This is a genomic window from Ottowia sp. VDI28 (assembly GCF_049532675.1).
Taxonomy (GTDB): Bacteria; Pseudomonadota; Gammaproteobacteria; order Burkholderiales; family Burkholderiaceae_C; genus Ottowia.
On sequence record NZ_CP149820.1, the window covers coordinates 4,909,073 to 4,924,306 of the forward strand.

Genomic DNA, 15,234 nt, shown 5'->3' on the forward strand with positions numbered 1-15,234 from the left:
GATAGCGTTCAGTTCTGGGTATCGCGGATCATCAAGGCAGCCAACGCCAGTACGGAAGCCACGGTCAATACCGTGCCTAAGGCAATGATAGGGCTCGGGCCTGCGAAACTGGCCAGTGTCGTCATGACACCTGCAAGTGCCATCTGAAGGCCGCCCAGCAAAGCGGAGGCCAATCCCGCCTGCTGGTTAAACGGTCCAAGCGCCATGGCCGTTCCCAACGGATTGACCAGACCCATCCCAAACAGATAGAACACCATTGAGAGCGTGAAATACGCGAGGCCACCGCCGCCCATGCCGGCCAGCAAACCCAACGCACCGATCAAGGCCACGAGGCATCCCGCGCGTGCCACCCTAGCAGCCCCCCAGCGGCCAGCCCAACGTGGTGCCAGCATGCCGGACGCAAACACCACGAATACGGTACTCGCGAAAAACATCCCGAGCTGCAGTGCGTTCAAACCCATCCGCGCCATCAGAATCGCTGGCGTGGCCGCGAAGAAAGCGTACAGCCCGCCCAGAATTACGCTCACAGCAAAGGCGGTGCGAATGAAGCGGACATCGGTCAACAGCGCTGCATAGCCTTGCAGCACCACCTTAGGCTCTGCCACCACGCGGCGACTGGCCGGATGGGTTTCGCCAACAACGACCATATAGGCCAGCGCCAGCAATACACCCAGCAACCCCATCAATGTAAAGCTGGCTCGCCAGCCGGGTCCATACTCCATAGCACTGCCCAGCAACGGAGAGAAACCGGGCGCGGCCGCCATGGCCACCATCGTCAACGCCAGTGTGCGCGCAAGTGCTTCACCTTCGAACAGATCACGCGCAATCGCACGCGAAAGGACTGAGGCTGCACACACTCCAAGTGCCTGAATCACCCGTCCAGCCACCAGCATCGGCAATGTCGGCGCCCACGCGCAGATCGCACTGCCAGCCACGAACAACAGCAGCCCGCCAAGTACGAGCGCGCGGCGCCCCCATCTGTCCGACAACGGGCCGACAAACAACTGCCCGATAGCGAAAGCCAGGAAAAAGCTCGACAGGACCACGCCTATGTCGCGCGTGTCCACCCTCAAATCGGACGCCATGCTCGGAAAGGCCGGCAAGATGATATTGGTGGACAGGGTGCCCAGGGCGGCCAACCCGGCAAGCACCGCCAACAGGCGGCCACTGAGAAGATTTGAAGCAAGCCGAGGTACGGCGGCTGAAAAAGAAGCGCGGGTGTTCATGATACGAAGCAAGAAGGCAAGGAATATGCGTTCAAAGCTGCTCCAGCACGGTGGCAATACCCTGCCCTCCGCCTATGCATTGGGTGGCTAGCGCGTAGCGCCCTTGCTGGCGCCCCAGCAATGCGGCTGCCTTGCCGGTAATGCGCGCGCCGGTGGCGCCCAATGGGTGGCCGATAGCCAAGCCACCTCCGTCGATGTTCACGGTAGACATATCCAGTCCCAGATCACGAATGCATGCCAGTGCCTGCGACGAGAACGCTTCGTTGATCTCCACTACGTCGATGTCGTCTACCCCCAAACCGGCGCGCGATAGAGCTTTGCGCGTGGCCGGAATCGGTCCGATCCCCATGACCGCCGGATCAACCCCAACGGTCGCGAAGCTCCGCACCCGTGCCAGCGGGCGCAAGCCATGGCGCGCGGCAAAGTCATCGCGCACCACCAGCACCGCTGCGGCGCCATCGGTCAGCGGGGAAGATGTGCCGGCCGTCACGACGCCGTCAGCCCGGAAAGCGGGCTTTAGGGCAGCCAATGCGTCCAGCGTGGTACCCGGGCGGATACAACCATCGGCGCTGATCACTTCGCCATCCGGCAGGCGGATCGGCACGATCTCGCCGGCCAGCAAGCCCTGTTCTCGAGCTGCTGCGGCCTTCTGGTGAGACTGCAGCGCCAGCAATTCCTGGTCGGCGCGGCTGACGTCCCAACGCTCCGCCACGTTTTCCGCCGTTTCGCCCATGGAAATATAGGCGCTGGAATGGGCCAGCAATTCGGGATTGGGTGAGAAGTTGAAGCCGCCCTGCGGCACCATGCTCATCGATTCCACACCGACGCAGAGGAAAGCGTCGCCCATGCCTGCTTCGATCTGCGCCGCGGCGATATGCACCGCCTGCATCGAAGAGCCGCAGAAGCGGTTCACCGTCACGCCGCCAACCAACTCTGGAAGGCCTGCCAGCAACCCGACGATGCGAGCCAGGTTGTTCCCCTGCGCGGCCTCGGGATAGGCACAGCCCAGGATCACATCCTCCAGCAGCGCCGGATCCAGGTCCGTGCGCTGCATCAAGCCTTGCACGACCTGGGCGGCCAATGTATCGGGCCGCACCTCAGCCAGGCGCCCTTTGCGAGCGAAGTGAAAAGGCGAACGCGCATACGCGGCGATGACTGCTTTCATGGCTCTTTTCCTTGAAGAAATGTGTTTGACCAGGTGAATGTTGAGGCCTGAAGACAATGGCGTAAATGACGTATATAGTCACGAATCAGGACATCACCCCAGAACGGACGGTCTCCATGCATCGCATCGGCTACGTACTCCCTGAAGGTTTTCAGATCATGGCGCTCAGTACCCAAGCGGTGTTCGAGATCGCCAACTTCGCGACAGGCCAGCCTTTCTATGCGCTGGAAACCTACGCCGTCGGGGGTTCCGTACGCTCTTCGACGGGCATCTCGCTGCAGGCGCGCCCTCTCACCGCGCGCAGTACGGCAGATACCTGGCTGGTGGCCGGAGGTGTTCTGCCGTTGTCGAAGCCCATGGCGCCAGAGCTGCCCAGCCTGCTCGGTAAAGTCGCCGCACGTGCCCGCCGCGTCGCCGGTCTGTGTACAGGCGCATTTCCGTTGGCGGAGGCAGGCCTGCTCGATGGCCGGCGTGCCACCACCCATTGGTATTGGGCCGAAGCCTTGCAGGAACGCTACCCTCTCGTGCAAGTCGATGCCGACCGCATCTACATTGCCGATGGTTCAGTATGGACCTCCGCAGGCATGACCGCGGAACTTGATCTCGCACTGGCGTTGGTGGAAAACGACCTGGGCCCCAAGCTGGCACGCTCCGTGGCCCATCGCCTGGTCATGCACCAACGCCGTGCGGGCGGACAATCGCAGCACTCGGAGATGCTCAAGCTTGCCCCCAAGTCAGACCGCATCCAGCAAGCCCTGAACCATGCGCGAAAAAATCTGGCGCAACCGCTCAGCGTAGAGGAGTTGGCCGAAGCCGCGAGCCTGAGCCCTCGCCAGTTCAGCCGGGTTTTCACCGCTGAAACAGGCCAGTCGCCAGCCAAAGCCGTTGAGGGCCTGCGGCTGGAAGCTGCGCGCCTGATGATCGAAAGCAGCCGGCATCCGATGGAGGTGGTGGCAAGAGAAACCGGCTTTCGGGATCGGCGCCACATGCGCGAAGCCTTCATGCGTGGCTTTGGCCGGCCGCCGCAAGCTGTACGGCGTGAAGCAGGAACGCGGAGATAACCCATGCGCGGGAATGCCGGTGCCAAAGCCATGATCTTGACTAAACTGCTTTCGCATTAGCCTTTGGAATTCTTAGCAAGATGCGAATGGAAGACGCCATCATCACAACCACCGCCATCGAAAAGCCCTCTATGGCAATGGCGATGCAGGCACTTGAATCCGCTGCTTTCGCGGCTTGGCCCTCAGAGCACTCTTCCGACCTGAACGGCTGGAATCTTCGGCTGGACCGTGGCTATACCAAGCGCGCCAATTCATTGAATGCGACCGCACATTCGCAGCATTTGTCCGAAGCTGACCTTGATTCGGTGGAGGCCCGCTTTCGGCAACTTGGATTGATGCCAACCATCAGATTGACCTCGTTTTCCTCGGCGCCGGAAGCAGACGAGTTACTGGAGCAGCGGGGTTATCGCCATTCCGATTTATCCCTGGTGATGACACGAGCGCTATCCGGTGCCGATGACCGCGGCCAAGAAAAACAAACAATACTGGAAGAGGCGGAGGAATGGCTGGAAGCGTTTCAGGCAATTTCTGGCAAATCGGGCGATGACCAAACCATCCACCTCGATATTTTGCGGCGCATCAAACACCCTGTCGCATGGGCCGCGTACCCTGCTTCGGGCTCACCGCAATGTTGCGGTCTTGGTGTTCTGGTCGGACAGAATCTGGGATTGTTTGACATTGCAACCCACGCCGATCATCAACGCCAGGGGCTAGCTCAGCAGTTATGCCGCGGACTTCTGGCTTGGGGACATCGCCGCGGAGCGCGCAACGCTTTCCTGCAAGTGATCGCGGCCAATAGCTTTGCCGTCCGCCTTTATGAAAAGCTGGGCTTTCAGGTAGCGTATAAGTATTGGTACAGGATTCGTTAGAGGAGACTAGCTTGCATTCGAGGCACAGTGTTTCTGCCGCTTTTCTCGCCGCAGCCTTGGCCTGCTTGCCAGGGACGAGCGCGGCTGACGATCGCGCCGGCAAATCCGAAAAACCATCCGCATCCGCAACGGAAGCCTCCGCAGTCGAAACGCGCGCCGTCTTTCGCGCCGTCACCAAGGAAGATGAAAGCTTGCGGACGTACGTGCACTTGAAGGTCTTGCCACGGACTAAGCTGCCATTCACGACCTTGCGCTTTCATGTTCGCGACCCAGCCATCCTGGCCGGCTTGAGAGAAGGTGCTAACGTGAAGTTCCGTGCCCAGCGGATCGATGGCGAAAACACCCTGACAACGATTCGTGCCGTTCCCGCTTGCGTACGTTTTCAACACTGTGATTAGCCCCGCCAGCGTTCATTCAGGCGTGACACGCAGAATAGAGGTGGCGCCATCTGCCCCTTCCCCATGCCGACCTCATCTGTGCGCTTAATGTATGAAACCGCTGTCACCGCGCTCCGCGATGCTGCTTCGGAAAGACTCCGCGAAGGCGCGAGCGAAGAAGACGTCGCCCGTTGGGCCGTGAAGGAACGAAACGCACTCAAGCAAGAATACCGAGATCACACGCCCGCTCCAATTCTGACGCGCATCGTCGCCAAAACACAGGCACGCTACGGCAACTCGATGGGACCCACCGCCGACCAGCTCCGGGCGGCCGGCAAGTCATGGAAGGAAATCATAGATTCCGCCACACGCGCCGGCGATCACGGAGCGGCCTTCTTCGGCCAAGACTAGCCTGCCCTACTTCTATTTTGGCCGGACAAGATCGGGCGAATCCTTAGCCAATTGTTCCCACTGCTTCTTCTCGGCACTCATCGCGTCGCGCAACTCCCCCGGAGTACTCCATTTCGAAGCCGCACCCATCTCCTGAAGCTGCTTTTTGATCCGGTCCTGAGACATGATGTCCTTAGTCAGCGTTGCCAGATCGTTGACGATAGATTTGGGAGTGCCTTTGGGTACGAACAGACCGTACCAACTGCTCAGGTCGATATTCACACCAGCCTCGGAAAGCGCTGCGGTGTCCGGTAACGATTCCTGGCGATCCTTGGTAGTGACGGCGATAGGCTTCAATTTGCCAGCCTTGAAGTGCGAAATTCCCGCGGGCACCAACGTGAAGCCCGTATCCACTTCTCCGCTCATGACCGCCAGGAGCGATGGTGCACCACCTTTGTAAGGCACATGCAATATGTTGATGCCAGCAGCCTTTTTGACCAGCGCCACATACAGATCCAGTTGCGCGCTCGATATCGAGTACTTCCCGGGCTTTTTCTTGACCTCCTCCAGATAATCCTTTGCCGTATTGAATGGCGCGTTCGGTCTGGCCGCGATGACGAATGCCTGGCTGGAGACAAGACTAACCGGATCCAGCGCCTCCCCTAAGGGAATGGACGGATAGGGGCCGAAGATGGGATTGATCACCTGCCCGCCGGTCCCGAACAAAAGCGTATAGCCATCCGGCTTGGCGCGCGCGACCCACTCGGCCCCGATGTTGGTGTTGGCGCCAGGCCGGTTGTCGATCACCACGGCCACACCCGTCTTGTCGGTCATTTCCTTGCCGAGAAGGCGCGCAATGATGTCCGTGGTCCCTCCCGCCGCATAGGGAACCACCAGCGTGATGGGTTTGGCGGGGTACTTTTCCTGTGCGTGGGAAATCGATGCAATGGCACTTCCCAAAAACACGCAACCCGCAACGATCCGGGCCGCAAGTTTCGAGTATCTGTGAGTCATGGCGCGTCTCCTGTATTTATTTGCTCGTCTTATCGAATAATCTGGGCGGCACGCAAGGAGGCGATTTCCTCCTCGCTCATTCCAAGCTTTGTCGCCAGGACCTGATCCGTATCAGCACCAAGCAAGTGGCCGGGCTCCCGTATCCCGCCTGGGCTTGCGCTCAGTTTGGGCACCACGCCTGGCAAGACCACTTCACCAAGCCGCGGGTGCGCGACCTTCACCAGCATGTCGCGCGCAGCGAAGTGCGGATCGGCGAAAACGTCGGCAATGGTGTAGACCTTGGCCACCGGCACACCGGCCGCGTGCATCTTGGCGACGATATCGGCGGCCGGGCGTTGCATGGTCCAAGCTTCGACCATCGCATCGACTTCGTCGACTCGCCTTCCGCGCTCGATCTGCGTCGCATAGCGCGTGTCCGCAGCCCACTCTGGGTGATCCATGGCCGCTGCCAGCCGGCCAAAAATTGCATCATTGTTGGCGGCAATCAAGACATAGTTGTCGTCGCGCGTGGGATACAGGCTGTTGGGCGCCGTATTCATCAAGCGCGGGCCTTGGCGCTTGGGCACCACGCCCAATCGGGGAAAGGACGGAACGTAGCTTTCCATCATTGAAAAGGCTGCCTCATAAAGCGCCGCATCAACCACCTGCCCCTTGCCGCTGCGGTGCCGCTGCTCAAGCGCCAGCATGGCACCAAAGGCCGCGTAGACAGCCGTGAGGTAGTCCGTGACCGCCAGTGCCACCCGCGCTGGCGGGCGGTCGGGGTCGCCCGTCAGGTGCCGCACGCCGGCAATTGCCTCACAGATCGCCCCATAGCCCGGAAGATGGCTGTAAGGACCGTCCTGGCCATAGCCGCTGATCCTCACCATGATCAATCCGGGATTGTCACGGCTGAGTTCATCGTAGCCCAAGCCCAGCCGCTCCAGCGTTCCGGGCCGAAAGTTCTCGATCAGGAAGTCAGCCGATTGCGCCAACTCATGGACCAGCGCCCTTCCTTTCTCAGTCTTGAGGTCGATGCAAACCGTACTTTTGTTGCGCAGCATGCTCGCGCAGTACAAGGATTCGCCCTCATCCTGCAATCCCATATTGCGAGCCGGATCTCCTTCAGGGGGTTCGATCTTGATCACTTCGGCGCCAAAATCGGCAAACAGGCGGGCACAAACAGGCCCGGCAATCGTGGAACTCAACTCCAGCACCCGATACCCGGTCAAGGGCCCGGGTGCACCCGTCTTCGCGTCAATCATTGAGGGTTTCCTTTTCTGCATCAGCGCGTGGCGAGTCCAAGATCGGTCAGAACCTCGCGCGAGTCCTGATAGGCTCTCGCCAGTTCGCCACGTGTCTGAGTCGCGTTACGGTAGCGTGGCTCCCATTGGCGCGACTTGACAAATTCAATCCACTCCGGGTCGCTGCTCACTTTCTTGAAGAAGTCGTTCCAGTAGGCAATGGCCTCGGGCGGCACCCCCTTGGAAGTCATGACGCCTTGCGCGCTATCGTAGGTCGCGTTCACGCCCAGTTCTTTCCAGGTGGGAATGCTCGAAAACGGTCCATCCAGCCTGCTGCCGGACGCAACGGCCAGAACCCGGATGCGGCCGGCCTGCATCTGAGCCAGCACATTCGGAGTAGTGGAAGCCATCACATCGAGGTGCCCGCCAAGCATGTTCGTCAGCGATTCCTGGGAAGACTTATAGGGCACCACGACCATCTTGGAGATATCGACCCCAGCGGCCTTGAGTGGCTTGGCGGCCCCCACGTGGATGTGATTGCCAAGCGAGGTCGCTACACCCAACGACAGGCTGTTTGGATTCTTCTTCAAGCGCTCGACCAGATCGAGCGCATCGCGGATCGGTGATTCCGTGCGCACGGATACCGTCACGTACTCGCCGAACAGCAGTGCGAGCATGGTGTAATCTTCGAAGCCAACCGGTAGCTGGCCCATGATCTGGTTGGTCAATAACGAGTATGTAATGACCGACAGGTAGTGAGGATCGCCCGGATGTTGATCCAATGGCGCCAAGGCCATGCGCCCCGCGCCGCCTGGCTTGTTCTCGATGACGATGGGTTTGTCGATCAGATGGCGCTTCTCGGCGATTTCGACGATCTTGCGAGCAGCTTGATCAAGAGCCCCGCCAGGCCCAGCAGGCACGGTATAGGACACCTGCCGCGTCGGCTTCCAGCCCTGCGCATGGGCGGGCGCGGAAATCCCTGCGAGGATCGCTATCCCGGCTACCGCTACCCGGAATCCGCCCGAGATCCGAGCGAGAGTTGCACGCCGGTGGCCGATAGCCTTGGCTTTTGCGTGCTTAGTTATTGTTCGAGTCATGGTGACAGTCTCCTTGGAGTGATACCTGAAATTTCGAACGCACCGGTTCAATCCGGCGTCAGCGCAACCCGCGCTTCTTCAATCCTGTCTGCCGCGCGCAAAGAGCGACGGCGTCGCCGAGCCAGTAGCGGATAGCATCCCTGGTTTCGCTCGGTTTGATGATGTCGGTAATGCCGAATCGCTCTGCCGTGCGAAAGGGCGAACTGAGGCGGTGGTAGTAGGCTTCAAGTTCATCGCGGCGTGCCGCCGGATCCGCTGAAGCCTCGATATCTCGCCGGTAAGCTGCCGCCACGCCACCTTCGATCGGGATCGACCCCCAGCGGGCAGTCGGCCAAGCCACACGATAGTTCAATGACCGCCCCTCGGGCCCGTGCTTGGGGCCGTGCATGCCACCGCCCACGCCGAAGGCGCGCCGCATCATCACAGACATCCACGGCACGGAGGCCTGCTCGATCGCGGCAATGGCGCGGATAGCGTCGCGCATGGTGCCGGCCCTCTCGGCGTCGAGTCCGAACATGACACCAGGCTGATCGACAAAGTTGATGACCGGGATATGGAACGTGTCACACAGATCGACGAAGCGCTCTGTCTTGCAGGCAGCCGCCGAAGTCAGCGCGCCGCCCATCACGCGAGGGTCATTCGCGAATACGCCGACCACATGGCCATCGATGCGCGCGAGCGCGGTGATCGTCGAGCCACCAAAGAGCGGAGAAAGCTCGAACATGCTGCCCTCGTCAAGAACCGCGCGCAGGATCTTGCGCGGATCATAGATGCGGCGGCGATCCTCTGGAATCGCCTGATCCAGCCACAAGGCTTGGTCGGTGGATGGCGCGTTGAAAGATTGGCGAGCGGGAACCTCGAACACATTGGCAGGCATGTAGGAGAGGAAAGCGCGAACCTGGGCAAAAGCATCGAGTTCGGTTTCGGCCACGTTATTGACCACGCCAGACTGCTTGACGTGCACCTGCCAACCGCCGAGCGCCTCCTTGTCGATCTCCACGCCGATGCCCTGCTTGACCACCGGCGGCCCCCCTGCAAACACCTGCGAGGCACCTCGCACCATGACGGAAAAGTGAGAGGCCGCGACCTTGATGGCACCCAGCCCCGCACACGCCCCCAAGGCCACGCCCACGACCGGTACGTGCGACAGAAGGGAAATCGATGGCCAGCTCGAATAGCCGGGAATCTTGGTGGACTGCTGCTGTTCGAGAAGCTTGACGCTGCCCCCGGCGGTGTCAACCATCCGCACCAGCGGAAGCTGCATCTCATGGGCGTAGCGTTCGGCATAGACCCACTTGTCGGACACCGTGGATTCAGAGGACCCGCCTCGGATGGTGAAATCATCAGCCGACAACACCGTGCGGCGGCCTTCGACCTGGCATGTGCCGATCACGGCGTTGGATGGGGTGAACGCCTTGAATGTCCCTTCGTCGTCGTACTTGCCCTTGCCAGCGAGCATGCCGATCTCCCGGAAGCTCCCTGGATCGGCGAAATGCTCGATGCGTTCGCGTACGTTCAGCCGGCCACGTTCGCGGTTTTTCTGGACGGCCTCCTCGCCACCCATTTGGCGGGCGCTGTCACGCCGCGCAGTCAACTCTGTATATCGGTCTTCAGACTGAAGCATGTTTGGCTCGTTCCTTGGAGAGGGGCTTTCGCCCCGGTTGCTCGTGAATCAGCGGGGATGTCTTCTCCTCGCCTTCAAGCGCGGCCAGCGCGGCGTCTCTTGAACCGCGCATCCGGCGGCGCACAAGTTCGGCTGCTTTTTCGCCATTGCCCCGGCTGACCGCTCTGACGATGGCATTCCAGTCACTCAGAGAGCGTGCCATGCCCTGCTCTGTGCCAAAACCAAGCCTGGAATAGCGCAGCATCTGAAGCGCGAGGGACTGCACCATGTCATAAAGCAGCTCGTTGTCGCACAGAGCCCGCAGACCGGTGGTCAGGCGAAATGAGGCAAGGGTGTAGTTGTCGTGCGACCCAGACCGCGCCGCCTCTTCAAGCTTGGCCACGCCCGACTGCAGCCGATCAGCAAACTCGGCCGGATGGTCTCGCATCATGGCGACGTAGCTGGTAGTGATCAACGAGGCCCGTATCTCAAAGATATCCGCCAACTCCTTCGGGCTATAGGTGGAAACGCATGCCCCCTTGCGCGAGGTGATCACTAGAAGACGATCGCGCTCCAGGATCCGTAGTGCTTCGCGAACTGGAGCCCTGCTGACATCGAGAACGGCGCAGATTTCGCTCTCCAGAACCCTTTGCCCGGGCTTCAACCGGTCCAGCACGATCATCCCGGCCAGCCGCGAGGCGATCTGCTCGGCGATGGAAAGCGACGGAGGATCTTGCCCGTCACAACGCAGCAGCACTCGCTGGATATCGCTCGTGAACTCGCTCACCGGCTCCAGGAGCGCAGCGAAGTCCGGAAGGTTGGCTGTCTTTTTTCTCGCCATATTGTGATTATTGTCGACATGAATTATATTTTCAAGCATGCAATTCGAGTTCAAGGAGTTCAATTGATGTCAGGGCCAGAGACAACGACCTTTGAAGGGTTGGAGCAGGAATTCAAGAAGCGTTCAGATAAGGCATTGGCCATGGGCGGGCCCGCCAAGCTGGCCGCGCGGCATGCGGCAGGATTGCTGAACGCGCGCGAACGCATTGACCATCTTGCCGACCCAGACTCCTTCACCGAGTTCGGCCTGTTCGCACAATCGGCCCGTGAGGCAGACCGGGACCGAACCCCGGGCGACGGCAAGATTTCCGGCCTGATCCGCATCGGCGGCCGCTCTGCCGCCGTGGTGTCGAACGACTTCACGGTGATGGGCGCCTCAAGCGCCACGACGAATGGCCGGAAAGTCGGACACGTCAAGGACATGGCGACCCGCCGAGGCCTGCCGATAGTCTTTTTGGGGGAGTCCACCGGAGCGCGGATGCCGGACGTCATGGGGGCGCGTGGCATCGGCGCCGGTGATCGCCCAACGCAGTATCGGCGCATGCGGGAAACACCCTGGGCTTCAGCGGTGCTCGGGCATTGCTACGGTTCCTCATCCTGGTATGCCGCGCTTTCTGATTTCGTCGTGATGCGCAAGGGCGCCGTCATGGCCGTCTCCAGCGTCAAGCTGACCTCCATGGCCATCAGCGAGCGGATGGAGCCGGAGGATCTTGGCGGGTGGCGCATGCATACCGATGTGACCGGCATGGTGGACGCCGCCGTCGATACCGATGAAGAAGCACTCGATCTGGTCAGGAAATTTCTCTCGTACCTGCCCTCACACCATCAGGAAGCCCCTCCCCGAGAAGCCCCCAATCCTGATCTGGTCCCTGACGCCAGCCGCCTGCAAGCCCTGTTGCCGCTTGAGCGTACGCGCGTCTATGACATGCGCAAAATCCTCGATTGCATCGTTGATCGCGACTCCAGACTTGAGCTGAAATCACGCTACGCAAAGAATATAGTGACCTGTCTGGCACGGATTGGCGGGCGCGTGGTCGGGATCATCGCCAACAACCCCTTGCACAAGGGAGGCGCCATTGATGTCGATGCTTGCGAGAAGGCCACTTCGTTCATCGTGCTGTGCGACTCCTTCAACATTCCCCTGTTGTTCTTCGTTGATCAACCGGGTTTCCTGATCGGCATTGAAGGTGAACGGCGCGGCGCAGTGGGCCGGGTCATGAACTGGATGAACGCGCTGTCTCTGGTGACGGTTCCGAAGTTTTCCGTGATTGTCCGCAAGACCTATGGGCAGGCTGTCTTGAACATGGGTGGAGGCGGCAACTCCGATGTGGTGTTGATGTGGCCAAGCGCCGAAGTCAACTTCATGGATCCGAGACATGCCGTGACGATCGTGCATGGCGTCCGGCGCGAAGAAGATCCTGAGCGCTACGATGCGCTGCTCGCGGACATGGCCAAGGAAACCTCGGCCTATGAAATGGCTTCCCCCTACAACGGACACATCGTGGTGCTTCCCGAGAAAACGCGCGACACATTGGGGGAGTTGCTGGACTCGGCAGGGCTTGGCCTTACCGCAGGCGTAGGCGAGCATCTGATGCGGACATGGCCGACCAGCTATTGAACTGGCATGGGAAGCAGTTTGCAATCACTTTCACACACTAGGCAAGGACGCACAACATGGCAAGCATCAAGGTTCATTCCGAAGTCACGGGTTCGGTCTGGAAGCTTTTAAAAAAACCGGGTGAACAGATCTCGGAGGGCGACGAGATCATGTTGGTCGAGTCCATGAAAATGGAGATTCCCGTGATCGCCGACGAAGCCGGTACCATCACGGAAATCATGGTGGCGGAAAGCGATCCCGTGCAGGAAGGACAAGTCGTTGCTATTATCGCGGCGGACTGATCACCACCTCGGGCGTGTTCACGCAGGAGATCAGGTAAGAACTCTTGCCCCCAAGTGAAATCCGACGCTCTCCGCTATCGAATCATCCCATTGATCGTGGCGTGTCCCCTGTTCTTGCAGAACCTGGACACCTCGGTCATGGCCACCGCCCTTCCCTCCATCGCTGAATCCTTGCGGATTCCCGTGCTGGACCTCAATCTGGCGATCGCGTCTTACGTCATCAGCCTGGCCGTTTTTCTGCCGGCAAGCGCTTGGCTCTCCGAGCGTTTTGGCTCGCGCCGGGTATTCTGCGCTGCTGTTCTGGTCTTCTCGCTCGGCTCCGCGCTTTGCGGGGTAGCGAGCACGCTGCTGCAACTCATCCTGTTCCGGCTGCTGCAAGGCGCTGGTGGAGCCATGATGGTGCCCGTGGGCCGGAGCATTCTCCTGCGGAGCGTGCCACCGGATCGCATGGTGTCAGCCATGGTCTGGTTCACGATACCTGGGGCTATCGGCCGCATGATGGGCCCCTTCTTTGGCGGCGCCATTGTCACGATCGCCTCTTGGCACTGGATCTTTCTCGTCAACATTCCATTCGGTATCCTCGGCGTGGCCATGGCGATGATGTTCATCGACGAGGACGAGAAGCCGACGCCGGGGGCGGCTGTCGATATGGATGTACTGGGCCTGGCCATGCTTGGCTCGGGGCTTCTGGGCCTGCTCGGCGGCCTGGAACTCTTTGGCAAACACCTGTTGCCTTCCGCCGTGGTGACCGGGATGATCCTGGCAGGCACGCTGGCGCTGCTGCTCTATGCCGCTCACTGCCGCAGGCATCCCAAGCCCATCCTCGATTTCTCGGTTCTGCGTTTTCCGGTTTTTCGAACCTCGGTCATGGGAGGCATGCCCGTCAGGGTTGCGGCCATCGGCGCGCTTCCGTTCCTGCTGCCGCTGCTGTTTCAGATCGGCCTCGGCATGTCTCCGCTGAAGTCGGGCATCGTCACGATGTTCGTCGCGGTAGGGAGCCTCGCGACCCGGGCAGCGCTCGCGTATGTCATCCGCAGATTCGGTTTCCGGACCCTCCTGGTAGGCGCTTCGCTGATCATGGCATGCCTGATCGCCAGCTACGGCCTGTTCGGAGCGCAGACCCCCATCTGGGTGATCTGCTGCCTTCTGTTTGCCTGCGGCTTGGCAACTTCCATGGTCATGGTGACGCTAAACACCGTGGCTTACACCGACGTCCCCCGCGACCGCGCTCCGCACGCCACGGCGATGTCGTCGATGGCGCAGCAGCTGTCCATCGCGCTTGGCGTCGTCATAGGCGCCTCGGCGGTTTCCTTCAGCAGCTACCTGCACCATCCGGAAACGCAGGGTTTGCAGGCCGGCGATTTTCCGGTGGTGTTCGCGGGCATTGCCTTGATGACCGTGTGGTCCACCGTGGCATTCCGGACGCTGAGCCCCAACGATGGGAACGAACTGCGGCAGCAGCGGTGATCCTTGCGGTCGCTCGGCTCCGGGTAGTCTCTAACGACGTGCCTGGATCATCTTCCAGCCGTTGCCCGATGGGTCGCGGAAACCGGCATCGACCGTGCCGTAGCGTTCTACCGGCTCCTGCGTGAATTCCACACCCCGGGCCCGCATTTGTTCGTAAGCAGCGCGGCAGTCGTTCACGGTCAGAACGAGCGGAGGCATGGCGCCCTTCGCGACAACTGCGCGCACCGCCTGTGCCGTTGCGGCATCCAGCACCGGAGGGCCTGGGACGAACAGACCAAGCTGGAATGATGCCTGCTCCGGGTGTTGCACCGTAAGCCAGCGATAGTCCCCGTTTTTCACGTCGGTGTGCACACGGAACCCGAGCTTCTCGACATAGAACGCAAGCGCCTCATCCTGATCACGCACATACACACCAACTACCTCAACACCTTGCATCTTGGAATCTCCTGTTGTTGAGGCTCGTTTTTATCGTGTATTGCCTGACGGCGCTTCTCCGAAACTGCTGTCGCAAGAATGGGGCGCTGGATGGCTCCGACAATGCAGACTGGTACGCGGCTGAACTCATGGCCCGCTGCTCTGGCGCGCCTTCGGCTCACGCTCGGGCTATCGCCCGTGATGTCGCGAAAGGTACGTCCGAAGGTCCCCAGGCTTGTCCAGCCCGTGTCAAAGGCGATGGTGGTGACAGGCAGATCTGTGTCGCGCAGCAGCGCCATGGCCCGCTCGATACGCCGTGTGAGCAGGTACCGGTGGGGCGGAGTGCCAAAGGCTTGCCTGAAGGACCGCGCGAAATGAGCCTCGGAGACACCACTGACCTCAGCCAGGCGCTCAACCGGCCATTCCTCGTGGGATGCAGCGTCCATGCGGTCCTTCGCTCGCAGCAGGCGGCGCAGCAGTTCAGGGTCCTGGTTCGCAGGGCTTTCATTCATTCCGGGATCGTAAACACATTCCAGCAGCGTGTTCGTGACCTCAAGATTGCCTTGACCTACCCCCCACGCCACGCCATCGT

General features: G+C 60.6%; 15 protein-coding genes. 6 read left to right on the forward strand and 9 right to left on the reverse strand.

Annotated elements, in window-relative coordinates; translation table 11 throughout:
• Nucleotides 1-8 precede the first annotated feature (8 nt).
• Together WJU18_RS23380 and WJU18_RS23385 are read right to left on the reverse strand one after the other, a co-directional pair.
• Nucleotides 9-1,226 (reverse strand): Bcr/CflA family efflux MFS transporter, encoded by a 1,218-nt coding sequence (locus tag WJU18_RS23380; protein WP_423455978.1) that lies wholly within the window; start codon nucleotides 1,224-1,226, stop codon nucleotides 9-11.
• A 31-nt stretch (nucleotides 1,227-1,257) separates the two neighbouring features.
• Nucleotides 1,258-2,391: a thiolase family protein gene (locus tag WJU18_RS23385; RefSeq protein ID WP_423455979.1), complete on the reverse strand. Its 1,134-nt coding sequence runs from the start codon at nucleotides 2,389-2,391 to the stop codon at nucleotides 1,258-1,260.
• Between the two features lie 116 nt (nucleotides 2,392-2,507).
• Here WJU18_RS23385 and WJU18_RS23390 point away from each other — a divergent pair, with 116 nt between their 5' ends.
• From WJU18_RS23390 to WJU18_RS23400, 3 genes are all read left to right on the forward strand, one after another.
• On the forward strand, nucleotides 2,508-3,452 hold the full coding sequence (locus tag WJU18_RS23390) for a GlxA family transcriptional regulator (RefSeq protein WP_423461083.1): 945 nt from the start codon (nucleotides 2,508-2,510) through the stop codon (nucleotides 3,450-3,452).
• Nucleotides 3,453-3,538: 86 nt separating this feature from the next.
• A complete protein-coding gene (locus WJU18_RS23395) occupies nucleotides 3,539-4,321 on the forward strand; it encodes a GNAT family N-acetyltransferase (RefSeq protein WP_423455981.1) in 783 nt (260 codons plus the stop codon).
• Between the two features lie 485 nt (nucleotides 4,322-4,806).
• Nucleotides 4,807-5,109: a hemagglutinin gene (locus tag WJU18_RS23400; protein ID WP_423455983.1), complete on the forward strand. Its 303-nt coding sequence runs from the start codon at nucleotides 4,807-4,809 to the stop codon at nucleotides 5,107-5,109.
• Between the two features lie 12 nt (nucleotides 5,110-5,121).
• Here WJU18_RS23400 and WJU18_RS23405 read toward each other — a convergent pair whose 3' ends face one another.
• Genes WJU18_RS23405 through WJU18_RS23425 form a run of 5 tightly spaced genes read right to left on the reverse strand, consistent with a single transcriptional unit; the run spans nucleotide 5,122 to nucleotide 10,926 of the window.
• Nucleotides 5,122-6,102, reverse strand: coding sequence for a Bug family tripartite tricarboxylate transporter substrate binding protein (locus WJU18_RS23405; RefSeq protein ID WP_423455984.1), 981 nt, complete (start codon nucleotides 6,100-6,102; stop codon nucleotides 5,122-5,124).
• 29 nt (nucleotides 6,103-6,131) lie between these two features.
• Nucleotides 6,132-7,343 carry a CaiB/BaiF CoA transferase family protein gene (locus WJU18_RS23410; protein ID WP_423455985.1) on the reverse strand — a complete coding sequence of 404 codons (1,212 nt, stop codon included), beginning with the start codon at nucleotides 7,341-7,343 and terminating at the stop codon, nucleotides 6,132-6,134.
• A 20-nt stretch (nucleotides 7,344-7,363) separates the two neighbouring features.
• Nucleotides 7,364-8,419, reverse strand: a complete 1,056-nt coding sequence (locus tag WJU18_RS23415; protein WP_423455987.1) for a Bug family tripartite tricarboxylate transporter substrate binding protein — start codon at nucleotides 8,417-8,419, stop codon at nucleotides 7,364-7,366.
• A 58-nt stretch (nucleotides 8,420-8,477) separates the two neighbouring features.
• Nucleotides 8,478-10,043 (reverse strand): acyl-CoA carboxylase subunit beta, encoded by a 1,566-nt coding sequence (locus tag WJU18_RS23420; RefSeq protein WP_423455989.1) that lies wholly within the window; start codon nucleotides 10,041-10,043, stop codon nucleotides 8,478-8,480.
• Nucleotides 10,030-10,926, reverse strand: coding sequence for a GntR family transcriptional regulator (locus WJU18_RS23425; RefSeq protein ID WP_423455990.1), 897 nt, complete (start codon nucleotides 10,924-10,926; stop codon nucleotides 10,030-10,032). Before WJU18_RS23425 ends, WJU18_RS23420 begins: the two co-directional genes overlap by 14 nt.
• A 3-nt stretch (nucleotides 10,927-10,929) precedes the next feature.
• Between WJU18_RS23425 and WJU18_RS23430 the strand changes: the two genes are divergently transcribed.
• The 3 genes from WJU18_RS23430 to WJU18_RS23440 all read left to right on the forward strand — a co-directional run bounded on the left by WJU18_RS23430 (nucleotide 10,930) and on the right by WJU18_RS23440 (nucleotide 14,228).
• Nucleotides 10,930-12,480, forward strand: coding sequence for an acyl-CoA carboxylase subunit beta (locus WJU18_RS23430; RefSeq protein WP_423455992.1), 1,551 nt, complete (start codon nucleotides 10,930-10,932; stop codon nucleotides 12,478-12,480).
• A gap of 56 nt (nucleotides 12,481-12,536) precedes the next feature.
• On the forward strand, nucleotides 12,537-12,761 hold the full coding sequence (locus tag WJU18_RS23435; RefSeq protein WP_423455993.1) for a biotin/lipoyl-binding carrier protein: 225 nt from the start codon (nucleotides 12,537-12,539) through the stop codon (nucleotides 12,759-12,761).
• A gap of 96 nt (nucleotides 12,762-12,857) precedes the next feature.
• On the forward strand, nucleotides 12,858-14,228 hold the full coding sequence (locus tag WJU18_RS23440) for an MFS transporter (protein WP_423461084.1): 1,371 nt from the start codon (nucleotides 12,858-12,860) through the stop codon (nucleotides 14,226-14,228).
• A 30-nt stretch (nucleotides 14,229-14,258) separates the two neighbouring features.
• On the opposite strand, the gene WJU18_RS23445 is transcribed toward WJU18_RS23440, so the two are convergent.
• Complete coding sequence (locus tag WJU18_RS23445) at nucleotides 14,259-14,663, reverse strand: VOC family protein (protein ID WP_423455995.1); 405 nt, start codon at nucleotides 14,661-14,663, stop codon at nucleotides 14,259-14,261.
• A complete protein-coding gene (locus tag WJU18_RS23450) occupies nucleotides 14,645-15,154 on the reverse strand; it encodes a helix-turn-helix domain-containing protein (protein WP_423455997.1) in 510 nt (169 codons plus the stop codon). Before WJU18_RS23450 ends, WJU18_RS23445 begins: the two co-directional genes overlap by 19 nt.
• Between the last annotated feature and the right edge of the window lie 80 nt (nucleotides 15,155-15,234).

What these genes read in the sequence shown, in the direction of transcription:
- WJU18_RS23410 (WP_423455985.1), bottom strand. Translation starts at nt 7,343, where the DNA reads ATGATTGACGCGAAGACGGGTGCACCCGGGCCCTTGACCGGGTATCGG.
- WJU18_RS23385 (WP_423455979.1), bottom strand. Translation starts at nt 2,391, where the DNA reads ATGAAAGCAGTCATCGCCGCGTATGCGCGTTCGCCTTTTCACTTCGCT.
- WJU18_RS23380 (WP_423455978.1), bottom strand. Translation starts at nt 1,226, where the DNA reads ATGAACACCCGCGCTTCTTTTTCAGCCGCCGTACCTCGGCTTGCTTCA.
- WJU18_RS23420 (WP_423455989.1), bottom strand. Translation starts at nt 10,043, where the DNA reads ATGCTTCAGTCTGAAGACCGATATACAGAGTTGACTGCGCGGCGTGAC.
- WJU18_RS23400 (WP_423455983.1), top strand. Translation starts at nt 4,807, where the DNA reads ATGTATGAAACCGCTGTCACCGCGCTCCGCGATGCTGCTTCGGAAAGA.
- WJU18_RS23450 (WP_423455997.1), bottom strand. Translation starts at nt 15,154, where the DNA reads ATGAATGAAAGCCCTGCGAACCAGGACCCTGAACTGCTGCGCCGCCTG.
- WJU18_RS23395 (WP_423455981.1), top strand. Translation starts at nt 3,539, where the DNA reads ATGGAAGACGCCATCATCACAACCACCGCCATCGAAAAGCCCTCTATG.
- WJU18_RS23430 (WP_423455992.1), top strand. Translation starts at nt 10,930, where the DNA reads ATGTCAGGGCCAGAGACAACGACCTTTGAAGGGTTGGAGCAGGAATTC.
- WJU18_RS23435 (WP_423455993.1), top strand. Translation starts at nt 12,537, where the DNA reads ATGGCAAGCATCAAGGTTCATTCCGAAGTCACGGGTTCGGTCTGGAAG.
- WJU18_RS23445 (WP_423455995.1), bottom strand. Translation starts at nt 14,663, where the DNA reads ATGCAAGGTGTTGAGGTAGTTGGTGTGTATGTGCGTGATCAGGATGAG.
- WJU18_RS23390 (WP_423461083.1), top strand. Translation starts at nt 2,508, where the DNA reads ATGCATCGCATCGGCTACGTACTCCCTGAAGGTTTTCAGATCATGGCG.
- WJU18_RS23415 (WP_423455987.1), bottom strand. Translation starts at nt 8,419, where the DNA reads ATGACTCGAACAATAACTAAGCACGCAAAAGCCAAGGCTATCGGCCAC.
- WJU18_RS23405 (WP_423455984.1), bottom strand. Translation starts at nt 6,102, where the DNA reads ATGACTCACAGATACTCGAAACTTGCGGCCCGGATCGTTGCGGGTTGC.